Annotated in this window: 14 protein-coding genes; all 14 read left to right on the forward strand. The window is 70.6% G+C overall.

Annotated elements, in window-relative coordinates; translation table 11 throughout:
* Positions 1–281: 281 nt before the first annotated feature.
* Complete coding sequence (rpsD, locus tag ASC56_RS20215; protein ID WP_055492867.1) at positions 282–896, forward strand: 30S ribosomal protein S4; 615 nt, start codon at positions 282–284, stop codon at positions 894–896.
* Between the two features lie 275 nt (positions 897–1,171).
* Positions 1,172–1,630, forward strand: coding sequence for a DUF948 domain-containing protein (locus ASC56_RS20220; protein ID WP_055493010.1), 459 nt, complete (start codon positions 1,172–1,174; stop codon positions 1,628–1,630).
* A gap of 7 nt (positions 1,631–1,637) precedes the next feature.
* Complete coding sequence (locus ASC56_RS20225) at positions 1,638–1,985, forward strand: hypothetical protein (protein WP_055492868.1); 348 nt, start codon at positions 1,638–1,640, stop codon at positions 1,983–1,985.
* Positions 1,985–4,657: an alanine--tRNA ligase gene (alaS, locus tag ASC56_RS20230; RefSeq protein WP_055492869.1), complete on the forward strand. Its 2,673-nt coding sequence runs from the start codon at positions 1,985–1,987 to the stop codon at positions 4,655–4,657. Before ASC56_RS20225 ends, alaS begins: the two co-directional genes overlap by 1 nt.
* 36 nt (positions 4,658–4,693) lie before the next feature.
* Positions 4,694–5,158, forward strand: coding sequence for a Holliday junction resolvase RuvX (gene ruvX, locus ASC56_RS20235; RefSeq protein WP_055492870.1), 465 nt, complete (start codon positions 4,694–4,696; stop codon positions 5,156–5,158).
* Between the two features lie 122 nt (positions 5,159–5,280).
* Entirely contained in the window at positions 5,281–7,137 is a 1,857-nt protein-coding gene (mltG, locus tag ASC56_RS20240; RefSeq protein ID WP_055492871.1) for an endolytic transglycosylase MltG, read from the forward strand.
* The gene (locus ASC56_RS20245) at positions 7,134–7,970 is read left to right on the forward strand and encodes a shikimate dehydrogenase (protein ID WP_055492872.1); all 837 of its coding nucleotides are present in this window, start codon (positions 7,134–7,136) and stop codon (positions 7,968–7,970) included. Before mltG ends, ASC56_RS20245 begins: the two co-directional genes overlap by 4 nt.
* Before the next feature lie 199 nt (positions 7,971–8,169).
* Entirely contained in the window at positions 8,170–9,354 is a 1,185-nt protein-coding gene (gene aroC, locus ASC56_RS20250) for a chorismate synthase (protein ID WP_055492873.1), read from the forward strand.
* 29 nt (positions 9,355–9,383) lie between these two features.
* A complete protein-coding gene (locus ASC56_RS20255; protein WP_055493011.1) occupies positions 9,384–9,866 on the forward strand; it encodes a shikimate kinase in 483 nt (160 codons plus the stop codon).
* On the forward strand, positions 9,863–10,954 hold the full coding sequence (gene aroB, locus ASC56_RS20260) for a 3-dehydroquinate synthase (RefSeq protein WP_055492874.1): 1,092 nt from the start codon (positions 9,863–9,865) through the stop codon (positions 10,952–10,954). Before ASC56_RS20255 ends, aroB begins: the two co-directional genes overlap by 4 nt.
* A gap of 285 nt (positions 10,955–11,239) precedes the next feature.
* Positions 11,240–12,121: a Pro-rich N-terminal domain-containing protein gene (locus ASC56_RS20265; RefSeq protein ID WP_079102610.1), complete on the forward strand. Its 882-nt coding sequence runs from the start codon at positions 11,240–11,242 to the stop codon at positions 12,119–12,121.
* A gap of 135 nt (positions 12,122–12,256) precedes the next feature.
* Entirely contained in the window at positions 12,257–13,363 is a 1,107-nt protein-coding gene (locus ASC56_RS20270; RefSeq protein ID WP_055492876.1) for an aminopeptidase P family protein, read from the forward strand.
* 44 nt (positions 13,364–13,407) lie between these two features.
* Positions 13,408–13,974, forward strand: a complete 567-nt coding sequence (efp, locus tag ASC56_RS20275; protein WP_055492877.1) for an elongation factor P — start codon at positions 13,408–13,410, stop codon at positions 13,972–13,974.
* A gap of 2 nt (positions 13,975–13,976) precedes the next feature.
* On the forward strand, positions 13,977–14,405 hold the full coding sequence (gene nusB, locus ASC56_RS20280; protein ID WP_055492878.1) for a transcription antitermination factor NusB: 429 nt from the start codon (positions 13,977–13,979) through the stop codon (positions 14,403–14,405).
* Positions 14,406–14,452: the final 47 nt, after the last annotated feature.

Here is a 14,452-nt window from a genome sequence, read left to right on the forward strand (position 1 = left end):
CACCAGAGCGGGACATCCAGCCGGATCCCCATCGCCGTACGGCACGGGGATCCAGGAGCGTCGCGCACCGTCGAACGGTGTCGCGGGCAGCCCACCACCTCCCCGGCAGCCCCGGGGGACAGGTCGGTGGGCCACTCGCGTGCTGCACGTATGTGCCCAGATCAGGGGAGCGGCTGCCCGGCAGGTCCCACCCGGACCCGCGGGGTTTCCCCGGCTGCGGATGCGACCTCCCCTAACCCTGGTGAAGCCGATCACAAACAGAAACACGAGGTGTTTGGTTCATGGCGAACCAGTCCCGCCCCAAGGTCAAGAAGTCGCGTGCCCTCGGTATCGCGCTGACCCCGAAGGCCGTCAAGTACTTCGAGGCCCGCCCCTACCCGCCGGGCGAGCACGGCCGCGGCCGCAAGCAGAACTCGGACTACAAGGTCCGTCTGCTGGAGAAGCAGCGCCTGCGCGCTCAGTACGACGTCTCCGAGCGCCAGCTGGTGCGCGCCTACGAGCGTGCCTCCAAGGTCCAGGGCAAGACCGGTGAGGCCCTGATCGTGGAGCTGGAGCGCCGTCTCGACGCGCTGGTCCTGCGTTCGGGCATCGCCCGCACGATCTACCAGGCCCGCCAGATGGTCACCCACGGCCACCTCGAGGTCAACGGCCACAAGGTCGACAAGCCGTCGTACCGCGTCCGTCCCGACGACGTCGTGATGGTCCGCGAGCGCAGCCGTGAGAAGACGCTCTTCCAGGTCGCCCGCGAGGGTGGCTTCGCCCCCGACGGCGAGACCCCGCGCTACCTCCAGGTGAACCTCAAGGCCCTGGCGTTCCGCCTGGACCGCGAGCCGAACCGCAAGGAGATCCCGGTGATCTGCGACGAGCAGCTCGTCGTCGAGTACTACGCCCGCTGATCGCTCTCCGCGGACGCAGGACTCCCAGCACATCAGCCCGTCGTCTCCCCGCCCTTGCGGCGGGCGGACGGCGGGCTGCCGCATGTCCGGTCGAACCCGAAGGCCAGGAGCGGCCGTTGACGGTGCGTATCGCAATGGACGCGTTCCGTGTCGACGCCCGGCGCAACTCTCCGGTGGGCGGTCCGTAATCCGGTACGGACCCGCCGCCCCGGCGCGATAGGCTCGGGAGACGACTTTTCGATGTTCAGGCACGTTCTAGGGAGCGGGTGCGCGCGGTGTCCGGTGGAGAGGTGGCCGGGATCATCGTGGCCGTCTTCTGGGCGATCCTGGTCTCCTTCCTCGCGGTTGCGCTGGCGAGGCTGGCCCAGACGCTCAAGGCGACCACCAAGCTGGTGGCGGACGTGACCGACCAGGCCGTCCCGCTGCTGGCGGAGGCCTCGACCACGGTGCGCTCCGCGCAGACCCAGATCGACCGGGTCGACGCGATCGCCTCGGACGTCCAGGAGGTCACGTCGAACGCGTCGGCGCTCTCGACGACCGTGGCGTCCACCTTCGGCGGCCCCCTGGTCAAGGTCGCGGCCTTCGGCTACGGCGTGCGCCGGGCGATCGCCGGCCGCCGTGACGACGTGCCCGCCAAGGCGCCCCGGCGTACCGTGATCGTGGGCCGCGCCGTCCCGTCCGCGCGGCGGGCGAAGCGCGGCAACCGGGGAGACAACCGGGAAAAGGGGAACTGACCGAGCGATGTTCCGCCGTACCTTCTGGTTCACCACGGGCGTCGCCGCCGGTGTGTGGGCCACCACCAAGGTCAACCGCAAGCTGAAGCAGCTGACCCCCGAGAACCTGGCCGCGCAGGCGGCGACCAAGGCGGTCGAGGCCGGCCACCGGCTCAAGGACCGCGCGCTGGAATTCGCGTCCGACGTCCGCGCCGGCATGGCACAGCGGGAGGCCGAACTGGACGACGCGCTCGGCCTGAACGCCCCCGTCGATCAGCTGCCCGCACCCCGGCGGCACGCCGCCATCGAGAACCGCAACAGCCCGAAACACATCGAGACGTCGACGTACTCGTACAACCGGAATGAGGACCACTGATGGAGTCGGCTGAAATCCGCCGCCGCTGGTTGAGCTTCTTCGAGGAGCGCGGTCACACCGTCGTCCCTTCGGCGTCGCTCATCGCGGACGACCCGACTCTGCTCCTCGTCCCGGCCGGCATGGTGCCCTTCAAGCCCTACTTCCTGGGCGAGGTCAAGCCGCCGTTCCCGCGCGCCACCAGCGTGCAGAAGTGCGTGCGCACGCCGGACATCGAAGAGGTCGGCAAGACCACGCGGCACGGCACGTTCTTCCAGATGTGCGGCAACTTCTCCTTCGGCGACTACTTCAAGGAAGGCGCCATCAAGTTCGCCTGGGAGCTGCTCACCACGCCCCAGGACAAGGGTGGTTACGGCCTCGACCCCGAGCGTCTGTGGATCACGGTGTATCAGGACGACGACGAGGCCGAGCAGATCTGGCGCGACGTCATCGGCGTCCCGGCCGAGCGCATCCAGCGTCTTGGCATGAAGGACAACTTCTGGTCGATGGGCGTGCCCGGCCCCTGCGGTCCCTGTTCCGAGATCAACTACGACCGTGGTCCGGAGTTCGGCGTCGAGGGCGGCCCGGCCGTCAACGACGAGCGGTACGTCGAGATCTGGAACCTCGTCTTCATGCAGTACGAGCGCGGCGAGGGCACCGGCAAGGACAACTTCGAGATCCTGGGCGACCTGCCGAGCAAGAACATCGACACCGGCCTCGGCCTGGAGCGGCTCGCCATGATTCTGCAGGGCGTGCAGAACATGTACGAGATCGACACCTCCATGGCCGTGATCAACAAGGCCACCCAGCTCACCGGCGTCGCCTACGGCGACTCGCACGAGTCGGACGTCTCGCTGCGTGTCGTCACCGACCACATGCGCACCGCCACCATGCTCATCGGCGACGGCGTCACCCCGGGCAACGAGGGCCGCGGCTACGTTCTGCGCCGCATCATGCGCCGCGCCATCCGCAACATGCGGCTGCTCGGTGCCACCGGTCCGGTGGTCAAGGAGCTCATCGACACCGTGATCGAGATGATGGGCAAGCAGTACCCCGAGCTCACCACCGACCGCGAGCGCATCGAGAAGGTCGCCCTGGCCGAGGAGGCCGCCTTCCTCAAGACGCTGAAGGCCGGCACCAACATCCTCGACACCGCCGTGACCGAGACCAAGGCCACCGGCGGCACCGTCCTCCCCGGCGACAAGGCCTTCCTGCTCCACGACACCTGGGGCTTCCCGATCGACCTCACCCTGGAGATGGCCGCCGAGCAGGGGCTGTCCGTGGACGAGGAGGGCTTCCGCCGCCTGATGAAGGAGCAGCGGGAGCGCGCCAAGGCCGACGCCCAGGCCAAGAAGACCGGCCACGCCGACCTCGGCGCCTACCGCGAGATCGCCGACGCCGCCGGGCAGACCGACTTCATCGGCTACACGGCCACCGAGGGCGAGTCCACGATCGTCGGCATCCTCGTCGACGGCGTCTCCTCGCCCGCCGCCACCGAGGGCGACGAGGTCGAGATCGTCCTCGACCGCACCCCGTTCTACGCCGAGGGCGGCGGCCAGATCGGCGACACCGGCCGCATCAAGGTGGACTCCGGTGCCGTGATCGAGGTCCGCGACACCCAGAAGCCGGTCCCCGGCGTCTATGTCCACAAGGGCGTCGTCCAGGTCGGCGAGGTCACCCTCGGCGCCAAGGCCCACGCCTCGATCGACTCCCGCCGCCGCAAGGCCATCGCCCGCGCCCACTCGGCCACCCACCTGACCCACCAGGCGCTGCGCGACGCCCTCGGCCCGACGGCCGCCCAGGCCGGTTCCGAGAACCAGCCCGGCCGCTTCCGCTTCGACTTCGGCTCCCCGTCCGCCGTCCCGACGGCCGTGATGACCGACGTCGAGCAGAAGATCAACGAGGTGCTCGCCCGTGACCTGGACGTGCAGGCCGAGATCATGGGCATCGACGAGGCCAGGAAGCAGGGCGCCATCGCCGAGTTCGGCGAGAAGTACGGCGAGCGCGTGCGCGTCGTGACGATCGGCGACTTCTCCAAGGAGCTGTGCGGCGGCACGCACGTGCACAACACCGCCCAGCTGGGCCTGGTGAAGCTGCTCGGCGAGTCCTCGATCGGCTCGGGTGTCCGTCGTATCGAGGCCCTGGTCGGCGTCGACGCCTACAACTTCCTCGCCCGCGAGCACACGGTCGTCAACCAGCTCACCGAGCTGCTCAAGGGGCGCCCCGAGGACCTGCCCGAGAAGGTCTCCGGCATGCTCGGCAAGCTGAAGGACGCCGAGAAGGAGATCGAGAAGTTCCGCGCCGAGAAGGTCCTGCAGGCCGCCGCCGGTCTCGCCGAGGCCGCCAAGGACGTCCGCGGTGTCGCCGTCGTCACCGGCCAGGTCCCGGACGGCACCACGCCCGACGACCTGCGCAAGCTGGTCCTCGACGTGCGCGGCCGTATCCAGGGCGGACGGCCCGCCGTGGTGGCCCTGTTCACCGTCAACAACGGCAAGCCGCTCACGGTGATCGCCACCAACGACGCCGCCCGCGAGCGCGGCCTCAAGGCCGGCGACCTGGTCCGCACGGCCGCCAAGACCCTCGGCGGCGGCGGTGGCGGCAAGCCGGACGTCGCCCAGGGCGGCGGCCAGAACCCGGCCGCCATCGGCGAGGCCATCGACGCCGCGGAGCGTCTGGTCGCCGAGACCGTCAAGTAGGACAAGCAAGTAGGACAAGTAGGAACGGCCGGGAGCATGAGAAGAGGACGCCGACTCGCGATCGATGTCGGTGACGCCCGGATCGGGGTCGCCTCGTGCGACCCCGACGGGATCCTGGCCACTCCGGTGGAGACGGTCCCGGGGCGGGACATCCCGGCGGCTCAGCGCCGGCTGAAGCAACTCGTCGAGGAGTACGAGCCGATCGAGGTCGTCGTCGGTCTCCCTCGCTCCCTCAAGGGGGGCGAGGGCCCGGCCGCCGTCAAGGTCCGCGGCTTCGCCCAGGAGCTGGCCCGTTTGATCGCCCCCGTTCCGGTCAGGCTCGTGGACGAGCGGATGACCACGGTGACGGCCAGTCAGGGACTGCGCGCCTCGGGCGTGAAGTCCAAGAAGGGCCGGTCCGTGATCGACCAGGCGGCCGCCGTCATCATCCTCCAGCAGGCGCTGGAATCCGAACGGGTGTCAGGACAATCACCCGGCGAGGGCGTCGAAGTGGTCATCTGATCGCGATACGGTAACGTTCCGCGCGATGCGATGGTGTTCGAACAGCCACCGCACAGCATGAGGCGGAACGGGAGCTGGGTCGTGAACGCCCGCGACCGCCGCCTCGCGGCTCTAGGGGATCGATGACTGAGTATGGCCGGGGCCCAGGCCCCGCACCGTGGCATCCGGAGGACCCGTTGTACGGGGACGGCGGATGGGGAGGACAGCAGGCCCACGCGGCCCAGTCCCCCCACGGCGGTGGGCCCCAGTACCACCCGGAGCAGCCGCAGCAGCACTACGGTGAGTGGGAAGGCGGCCGGCCGGCCGCATACGACCACGGACAGCAGGACTACCAGCAGTACGGGGACCAGGGCCACCAGCAGTACCAGCAGTACGGCGACCAGGGACAGCAGGACCACCGGCAGTACGGCGACCAGGGACAGCAGGACCACCGGCAGTACGGCGACCAGGGACAGCAGGACTACCGGCAGCAGGACTACCAGCGGTACGCGGACCAGGGCAACCAGCAGTACCAGCAGCAGCCGGGACCGCAGTCGAACCGGCAGCCTCCCGGCGGTCATCCACAGCAGGGGTACGGCGACGGCGGCTGGGACGGTGGCAGGCAGGGCCATGCCGCGTACCCGGCCGACCCCGCGGACCCGTACGGCGCCCAGCCCAGCGCGTACGGCGGTGAGCAGCCCGACTTCTACCAGACGCCCGACGCGTACCCGCCGCCCGAGCCGCCGAACCGGCGGCGCGCCGAGCCGGAGCCGAAGACGGACTGGGACCCGGGTCCCGACGAGGGCGAGCACGCCTTCTTCGCCGGTGGCGGCGACGATGAGGACGCGGACGACGACGAGCGGGACGACCGCCAGGGCCGCGGTGACCGGCGCGGGCGCGGCGGCAAGGGCAAGAAGCGCCGCAACGGATGTGCCTGTCTGGTGGTCGTGCTGGTCTTCGGCGGCGGCATCGGCGGAGCCGGATACTTCGGCTACCAGTTCTACCAAAATCGTTTCGGCGCGGCGCCCGACTATGTGGGCGAGGGCACCGGCGAACAGATCACGGTCACCATCCCCAAGGGGTCCGGCGGTTACACCATCGGACGACTGCTGAAAGATGCCGGTGTCGTGAAGAGCGTCGACGCGTTCGTGGCGGCGCAGGAGCAGAACCCCAACGGCAAGACCATTCAGGCGGGCACGTACACGCTGGACAAGCACATGTCGGCGGCCGCCGCCGTCCAGTTGATGCTCAGCCCCAAGAGCAAGAACAACCTGATCATCGCCGAGGGATGGCGCAACGCCAAGATCTACGCGGCGATCGACGACCGCCTCAAGCTCAAGGCGGGTACGACCAAGGACATCGCCAAGAAGGAGTGGCAGAAGCTCGGCCTTCCCGACTGGGCCAACACCGGCAAGGGCATCAAGGACCCGCTGGAAGGCTTCCTGTACCCCTCGGCCTATCCGGTCGCCAAGGGCATGAAGCCCGAGGACGTCCTCAAGCAGATGGTCGACATGGCCAAGGCGAAGTACGCCGAGTTCGGCATCCAGGCCAAGGCGAAGGGCCTCGATCTGGAGAGCCCGCTGCAGGTCCTGACGGTCGCGAGCCTCGTCCAGGCCGAGGGCAAGTACAAGCACGACTTCGAGAAGGTCGCCACGGTCGTCTACAACCGGCTCAAGCCGGACAACACCGAGACCTACGGCCTGCTCGACTTCGACTCGACGGTGAACTACCTGCGCGGTGAGTCCAGGCTCGCCACCGGTTCCGTCAATGCGCTGCGGCAGATCAACGACCCGTACAACACGTACAAGATCAAGGGCCTGCCGCCGGGACCGATCGACAACCCAGGGGAGGTGGCGATCAAGTCCGCCCTCAGCCCCGCCAAGGGGAACTGGTACTACTTCGTCTCGATCAACGACAACGAGACGCTGTTCGCCGAGACGAACGAAGAGCAGAACCGCAACCGCCAGAAGTACCTGCAAGAGCAGAAGAAGGGACAATGACGGGCACCGCCGGCAAGCGCCGAGCCGCCGTCCTCGGCTCCCCGATCGCCCACTCCCTCTCCCCGGTGCTGCACCGCGCCGCGTACGAGGAACTGGGGCTGAAGGACTGGTCGTACGACCGGTTCGAGGTCGACGAGGAGGCGCTGCCCGGGTTCTTCGAGGACCTCGGACCCGAATGGGCTGGGCTGTCGCTGACCATGCCCCTCAAGCGGGCCGTCATCCCGCTGCTCGACTCGATCAGCGACACGGCGGCCTCGGTGGAAGCCGTCAACACCGTCGTGTTCACCCGGGACGGACGGCGCGTCGGCGACAACACCGACATCCCCGGAATGGTCGCCGCACTGCGCGAACGGGGCATCGAGCAGGTCGACTCCGCCGCCATCCTGGGCGCGGGCGCCACCGCGTCCTCCGCGCTGGCCGCGCTGGCCCGGATCTGCACGGGCGAGATCGTCGCCTACGTCCGCAGCGAGGCGCGGGCCGCCGAGATGCGGCAGTGGGGCGAGCGGCTGGAGATCGACGTGCGCACCGCGGACTGGTCGGACGCCGAGCGTGCGCTGCGCGCCCCGCTGGTGGTCGCCACCACTCCGGCCGGCACGACGGACGCCCTGGCCGCCGCCGCCCCGGAGCGTCCCGCGACCCTCTTCGACGTCCTGTACGAGCCGTGGCCCACCGCCCTCGCGGCACGCTGGTCCGCGTACGGCGGCGCCGTCGTCGGCGGCCTCGACCTGCTGGTGCACCAGGCCGTGCTCCAGGTCGAACAGATGACGGGCCGCGCCCCCGCGCCACTGGACGCCATGCGCAGGGCGGGAGAGCACGCCCTGGCCGCCCGGTAGGACTCGCGAGCGCGATGACCGGGAGCGGCTCGTCCCGTGCGCGGTCGCGTCCGCCCAATGGACCTGGGACCGGTTCCCGCCGCCGGACGTGGGAGGATCGGAGTGGCGGGCCGGGGCCGCGCACCCCGCCGCGCCGTTGCCGTACGCGAGGACGCGCGTACGCAGGGGAGTACCAGGGCGCGAGCACTGAGGAGCACCGTTGAGCAGGTTGCGCTGGCTGACCGCGGGAGAGTCCCACGGTCCCGCACTCGTCGCGACGCTGGAGGGCCTTCCCGCCGGCGTGCCGATCACCACGGAGATGGTGGCGGATCACCTGGCGCGGCGGCGGCTGGGCTATGGGCGCGGTGCGCGGATGAAGTTCGAGCGGGACGAGGTCACCTTCCTGGGTGGCGTCCGGCACGGCCTGACGCTGGGCTCCCCGGTGGCGATCATGGTCGGGAACACCGAGTGGCCCAAGTGGGAGCAGGTGATGGCGGCCGATCCGGTGGATCCGGCCGTGCTGGAGGGACTGGCCCGCAACGCTCCGCTGACGCGGCCGCGGCCCGGGCACGCCGATCTGGCGGGGATGCAGAAGTACGGGTTCGACGAGGCGCGGCCCATCCTGGAGCGGGCGTCGGCGCGGGAGACGGCGGCCCGTGTGGCGCTGGGGGCGGTGGCCCGGTCGTACCTGAAGGAGACGGCGGGCATCGAGGTCGTCTCGCACGTCGTCGAGCTGGCGAGCGCGAGGGCCCCCTACGGCGTCTACCCGACGCCGGCGGACGTGGAGAAGCTGGACGCCGACCCGGTGCGCTGCCTGGACGCGGACGCCTCCAAGGCGATGGTCGCGGAGATCGACCAGGCGCACAACGACGGCGACACCCTGGGCGGCGTCGTCGAGGTGCTCGCGTACGGCGTTCCGGTGGGGCTGGGCTCGCATGTGCACTGGGACCGGCGTCTGGACGCCCGCCTGGCGGCCGCGTTGATGGGCATTCAGGCGATCAAGGGCGTCGAGGTCGGTGACGGGTTCGAGCTGGCGCGGGTGCCGGGCTCGAAGGCGCACGACGAGATCCTCACCACGGACGAGGGCATCAAGCGGGCCACGGGCCGCTCCGGCGGCACCGAGGGCGGCCTGACCACCGGCGAACTGCTGCGCGTACGTGCCGCGATGAAGCCGATTGCGACGGTGCCCCGGGCGTTGCGGACGGTGGACGTCTCCACCGGGGAGGCGGCACAGGCACACCACCAGCGCTCGGACGTGTGCGCCGTGCCGGCCGCCGGGATCGTCGCCGAGGCGATGGTGGCCCTCGTCCTCGCGGACGCGGTGGCGGAGAAGTTCGGCGGCGACAGCGTGCCGGAGACCCGCCGCAACGTCCGCTCGTACCTCGAGAACCTGGCGATCCGGTGAACGCACCACTGGTCGTCCTGGTCGGCCCGATGGGCGTGGGCAAGTCCACCGTCGGGCAGCTGCTGGCCGAGCGGCTGGGCGTCGGTTACCGGGACACGGACGAGGACATCGTGGCCGAGCAGGGGCGCACCATCGCCGACATCTTCGTGGACGAGGGCGAGCCGGTCTTCCGCGCGATCGAGAAGCGGGCCGTGCACCAGGCGCTGGCCGAGCACGACGGCGTCCTGGCCCTGGGCGGCGGGGCGATCCTGGACGAGGACACCCGCGCGCTGCTCGCCGACCGGCGTGTCGTCTATCTGTCGATGGACGTCGAGGAGGCGGTCAAGCGGACCGGCCTGAACGCGGCCCGGCCGCTGCTGGCGGTCAATCCCCGCCGGCAGTGGCGAGAGCTGATGGAGGCCCGCCGCCACCTGTACACCGAGGTCGCCCACGCCGTCGTGGCCACCGACGGCCGTACGCCCGAAGAGGTCACCCAAGCCGTCCTGGACGCACTGGAGTTGAAGGAAGCATGAGCGAAGCAGTGACGCGGATCCAGGTCGGCGGCACCGCGGGCACCGACCCGTACGAGGTCCTGGTCGGCCGGCAGCTCCTGGGCGAGCTGGCCGGGCTGATCGGCGACAGGGCCAAGCGGGTCGCGGTCATCCATCCCGAAGCCCTCGCCGAGACCGGGGAGGCGCTCCGTGCCGACCTGGCCGAGCAGGGATACGAGGCGGTCGCGATCCAGGTACCGAACGCGGAGGAGGCCAAGACCGCCGAGGTCGCCGCCTACTGCTGGAAGGCGCTGGGCCAGTCCGGCTTCACCCGCTCCGATGTGATCGTGGGCGTGGGCGGTGGCGCCACCACGGACCTGGCCGGATTCGTGGCGGCCACCTGGCTGCGCGGGGTGCGCTGGATCGCGATCCCGACCACCGTGCTGGCCATGGTGGACGCGGCGGTGGGCGGCAAGACCGGCATCAACACCGCCGAGGGCAAGAACCTGGTGGGCGCCTTCCATCCGCCCGCCGGCGTACTGTGCGATCTGGCCGCGCTGGACTCGCTCCCGGTCAACGACTACGTCTCCGGGCTGGCGGAGGTCATCAAGGCCGGCTTCATCGCCGACCCGGTGATCCTGGAGCTGATCGAGGAGGACCCGCAGGCCGCCCGCACTCCGGCGGGCCCGCACACCGCGGAGCTGATCGAACGCTCCATCAAGGTCAAGGCCGAGGTGGTCTCCTCGGACCTGAAGGAGTCGGGCCTGCGGGAGATCCTCAACTACGGGCACACCCTGGGCCACGCGATCGAGAAGAACGAGCGGTACAAGTGGCGGCACGGAGCCGCCGTCGCCGTGGGCATGCACTTCGCCGCCGAACTGGGCCGTCTGGCAGGCCGGTTGGACGACGCGACCGCCGACCGTCACCGTACGATCCTGGAATCGGTGGGGCTGCCGCTGCACTACCGCTACGACCAGTGGCCCAAGCTTCTGCAGACCATGAAGGTCGACAAGAAGTCCCGCGGTGACCTGCTCCGCTTCATCGTCCTGGACGGTCTGGCCAAGCCCACCGTCCTGGAAGGCCCCGACCCGGCCGTCCTCCTCGCCGCCTACGGCGAAGTGGGGGAGTAGCCCCTCCCAAAGGGGAGTTGCCCGTTCCGAAGGGGATGTGGCCCCGCTGGAAGGCGGGTCGACGGGCGACTCGTCACCGTCGGAGCCGGTTGACCGGATTTGCCTGTGTCGATGGGCACTTCGGGCCGTCCCCGGCCGTTCACACAACGACGGCCGGGAACGGTACCGTTCGGTAGGCAGCGGGGTGCCACGCCCCGCCGCCAGTGTCGATCGCCTGCCGCGTGTGGGCCGGAGGGGCGCGCCGGAGGCGAGCGGGCCCGAAAGAACGAGACGGAGTGGCACCGGATGCAGGACGCAGTGGGAGCTCCGCTGCCGCCGCCCCACCAGCCGGGGCACGGTCCGGCGACCGCCTGGTCACCGGCCGCACACCACCCGGGACACCCGGGCGCCCATCCGGGACAGCCGGGTCCCGCACCGCAGACCCCGCCCGCGCCCGCACCGGGCTTCGCGGGACCACCGGTGCCCCGCGCAGCACCGCACACCCACGTCCCGTCCCACCCCGCGCCCGTTCCACCCGCGCCCGACTCCACGGGCCATGTGCAGCTTCCGCCCGGCGGTCCGGTCGGTATGCCGAGCACACCGCCCGCCGCCGGCGCACCCGACCCCTCGTCCACCACGCTCGCCGTGCTGCTCATCGGTCCCGCGGGTGCGGGCAAGACGAGCGTCGCCAAGTACTGGGCCGACCACCGCAGGGCTCCCACCGCGCACATCAGTCTTGACGACGTACGCGAATGGGTGCGCTCGGGCTTCGCCGACCCGCAGTCGGGGTGGAACGACAACTCGGAGGCGCAGTATCGTCTCGCCCGCCGCACCTGCGGCTTCGCGGCGCGGAACTTCCTGGCCAACGGCATCTCGTGCATCCTCGACGACGCCGTCTTCCCGGACCGCCCGGTCGTGGGACTCGGTGGCTGGAAGCGACATGTGGGCCCCGGTCTGCTGCCGGTCGTCCTCCTCCCCGGCCTGGAGATAGTCCTGGAGCGCAACGCGGAGCGCACCGGCAACCGCCGCCTGACCGACGAGGAGGTCGCCCGTATCCACGGCCGTATGGCCGGCTGGTACGGCTCCGGGCTGCCGATCGTCGACAACTCCCAGCTCGACGTGGCAGGCACGGCCCGGGTACTGGACGAGGTACTGGCCCGCTCGATCGCGAGCCCGCCGCAGTGGTGAAGCCGTAGCGGGAGGCCTCACGGATCGCCGGTACGGGACCCTCCCCGGGCCCGCGGGCGTCCCGGGCGGGCACCCGGCCGCCCGTCCGGCCCCGCTGGACCGGCGACATTCGGCCACCGCTCGTAGGCTCGGGTCATGTCAGAGGTGTACGCGGCCCGCCGGGAGCGGCTGAGGGAACGCGGCAGCGCGGGTGGCAGTGCGACAACGCTGGTCTCCCGCCCTGCCAACGTCCGCTATCTCGCGGGCGCCGCGCCCAAGGGAGCCGTGCTGCTGCTGGGCCTGGGCGAGGACGTGCTGCTGTGCGCCGGACAGCCGGACGACCACCCCGCCGACGGCCGGCCCGACGCGTCGCTGCGGCTGCAGGTGCTGCCGTCGACCGGCCGCGACCCCGCCGTGGCGGCGGCCGACCTGGCTGCCGCGCAGGGCGCCGAGTCCCTGGCCGTCGAGGAGCACCACCTGACCGTCGCCCGGCACCGCGCCCTCCAGACGGTCGCGCCCCGGCTGCGGCTGGCCGACCTCGGCGGCGCGGTGGAGCAGCTGCGCCTGATCAAGGACGAGGAGGAGATCGCCCTGCTGCGGATCGGGGCGGAGATCGTCGACCAGGCCCTGAGCGAGCTGCTCGAATCGATCCTCGTCGGGCGCACCGAGCGCCATCTCGGCCTCGAACTGGAGCGCCGGCTCGTCGACCACGGCGCCGACGGGCCCGCCTTCGCCACCTCCGTCGCCACCGGCCCCAACTCCGGCCGCCGCGGGCACCGCCCCACCGACCGGCGGGTGGAGGAGGGCGATTTCCTCTCCGTCTGCCTAGGGGCCACCTACCGCGGCTACCGCTGCGAGATCGGCCGTACGTTCGTCATCGGCACCTCACCAGCGGACTGGCAGATCGAGCTGTACGATCTCGTCTTCGCCGCCCAGCGCGCCGGGCGGCAGGCCCTGGCGCCCGGGGCCGCGTACCGCGACGTGGACCGAGCCGCGCGTCAGGTGCTGGACTCCGCGGGGTACGGCGCGGGCCTTCCACCGCTGACCGGACACGGTGTGGGGCTCGAAATCGACGAGGACCCGCAGTTGGCTCCCTCGGCCATGGGTAAACTGGACGCTTGCGTGCCGGTCACTGTCGAACCGGGGGTCCACCTCCCCGGCCGGGGCGGTGTCCGGATCGATGACACGCTCGTCGTACGCCCCGAGGCGGACGGCGGACCCGAGCTACTCACCATCACGACCAAGGAGCTTCTCGCGCTGTAGCGCGTGCCCCGGGGTCGTACGTCAGTCCAGGAGATTCCGCAACCGTGGCTTCCACGAACGACCTCAAGAACGGCATGGTGCTCAAGCTCGAAGGCGGCCAGCTCTGGTCCGTCGTCGAGTTCCAGCACGTCAAGCCCGGCAAGGGCCCGGCCTTCGTGCGCACCAAGCTCAAGAACGTGCTCTCCGGCAAGGTCGTCGACAAGACGTTCAACGCCGGTATCAAGGTCGAGACGGCCACTGTCGACAAGCGCGACATGCAGTTCTCGTACATGGACGGCGACTACTTCGTCTTCATGGACCTGGAGACGTACGACCAGCTCCACATCGACCGCAAGGTCGTCGGCGACGCCGCCAACTTCCTGATCGAGGGCTTCGAGGCCACCGTCGCCCAGCACGAGGGCGAGGTGCTCTTCGTCGAGCTCCCGGCCGCCGTCGAGCTGACCATCGCCGAGACCGAGCCGGGCGTCCAGGGCGACCGCTCCACCGGCGGCACCAAGCCCGCCACGCTGGAGACCGGCCACCAGATCCAGGTCCCGCTCTTCATCACCACCGGTGAGAAGATCAAGGTCGACACCCGCACGAGCGACTACCTCGGCCGGGTGAACAGCTAACCGTGGCTGCTCGTAACACGGCCCGTAAGCGCGCCTTCCAGATCCTCTTCGAGGGTGACCAGCGCGGGGCCGACGTCCTCACGGTCCTCGCGGACTGGATCCGGCACTCGCGGACCGACACCCGGCAGCCGCCGGTGAGCGAGTACACCATGCAGCTGGTCGAGGGCTACGCCCAGCGCGCGAAGCGCATCGACGAGCTGATCGCGCAGTACGCGGTCGGCTGGACGCTCGACCGGATGCCGGTCGTCGACCGCAACATCCTGCGCCTCGGCGCCTACGAGCTGATCTGGGTCGACGAGACACCGGACGCCGTGGTGCTCGACGAGATGGTGCAGCTCGCCAAGGAGTTCTCCACGGAGGAGTCGCCCGCCTTCGTCAACGGCCTGCTCGGCCGGCTGAAGGACCTGAAGCCGTCGTTGCGCCGCGAGTAGCTCCTCGGCATCGCTCCGCCGGGGCGGGCGATCGCCGGAGACGCAAC

It is taken from the genome of Streptomyces sp. TP-A0356, from assembly GCF_001417775.1.
GTDB lineage: Bacteria > Actinomycetota > Actinomycetes > Streptomycetales > Streptomycetaceae > Streptomyces.

What these genes read in the sequence shown, in the direction of transcription:
- rpsD (WP_055492867.1), top strand. Translation starts at nt 282, where the DNA reads ATGGCGAACCAGTCCCGCCCCAAGGTCAAGAAGTCGCGTGCCCTCGGT.
- ASC56_RS20225 (WP_055492868.1), top strand. Translation starts at nt 1,638, where the DNA reads ATGTTCCGCCGTACCTTCTGGTTCACCACGGGCGTCGCCGCCGGTGTG.
- alaS (WP_055492869.1), top strand. Translation starts at nt 1,985, where the DNA reads ATGGAGTCGGCTGAAATCCGCCGCCGCTGGTTGAGCTTCTTCGAGGAG.
- ruvX (WP_055492870.1), top strand. Translation starts at nt 4,694, where the DNA reads ATGAGAAGAGGACGCCGACTCGCGATCGATGTCGGTGACGCCCGGATC.
- mltG (WP_055492871.1), top strand. Translation starts at nt 5,281, where the DNA reads ATGACTGAGTATGGCCGGGGCCCAGGCCCCGCACCGTGGCATCCGGAG.
- ASC56_RS20245 (WP_055492872.1), top strand. Translation starts at nt 7,134, where the DNA reads ATGACGGGCACCGCCGGCAAGCGCCGAGCCGCCGTCCTCGGCTCCCCG.
- ASC56_RS20255 (WP_055493011.1), top strand. Translation starts at nt 9,384, where the DNA reads ATGGGCGTGGGCAAGTCCACCGTCGGGCAGCTGCTGGCCGAGCGGCTG.
- aroB (WP_055492874.1), top strand. Translation starts at nt 9,863, where the DNA reads ATGAGCGAAGCAGTGACGCGGATCCAGGTCGGCGGCACCGCGGGCACC.
- ASC56_RS20265 (WP_079102610.1), top strand. Translation starts at nt 11,240, where the DNA reads ATGCAGGACGCAGTGGGAGCTCCGCTGCCGCCGCCCCACCAGCCGGGG.
- ASC56_RS20270 (WP_055492876.1), top strand. Translation starts at nt 12,257, where the DNA reads ATGTCAGAGGTGTACGCGGCCCGCCGGGAGCGGCTGAGGGAACGCGGC.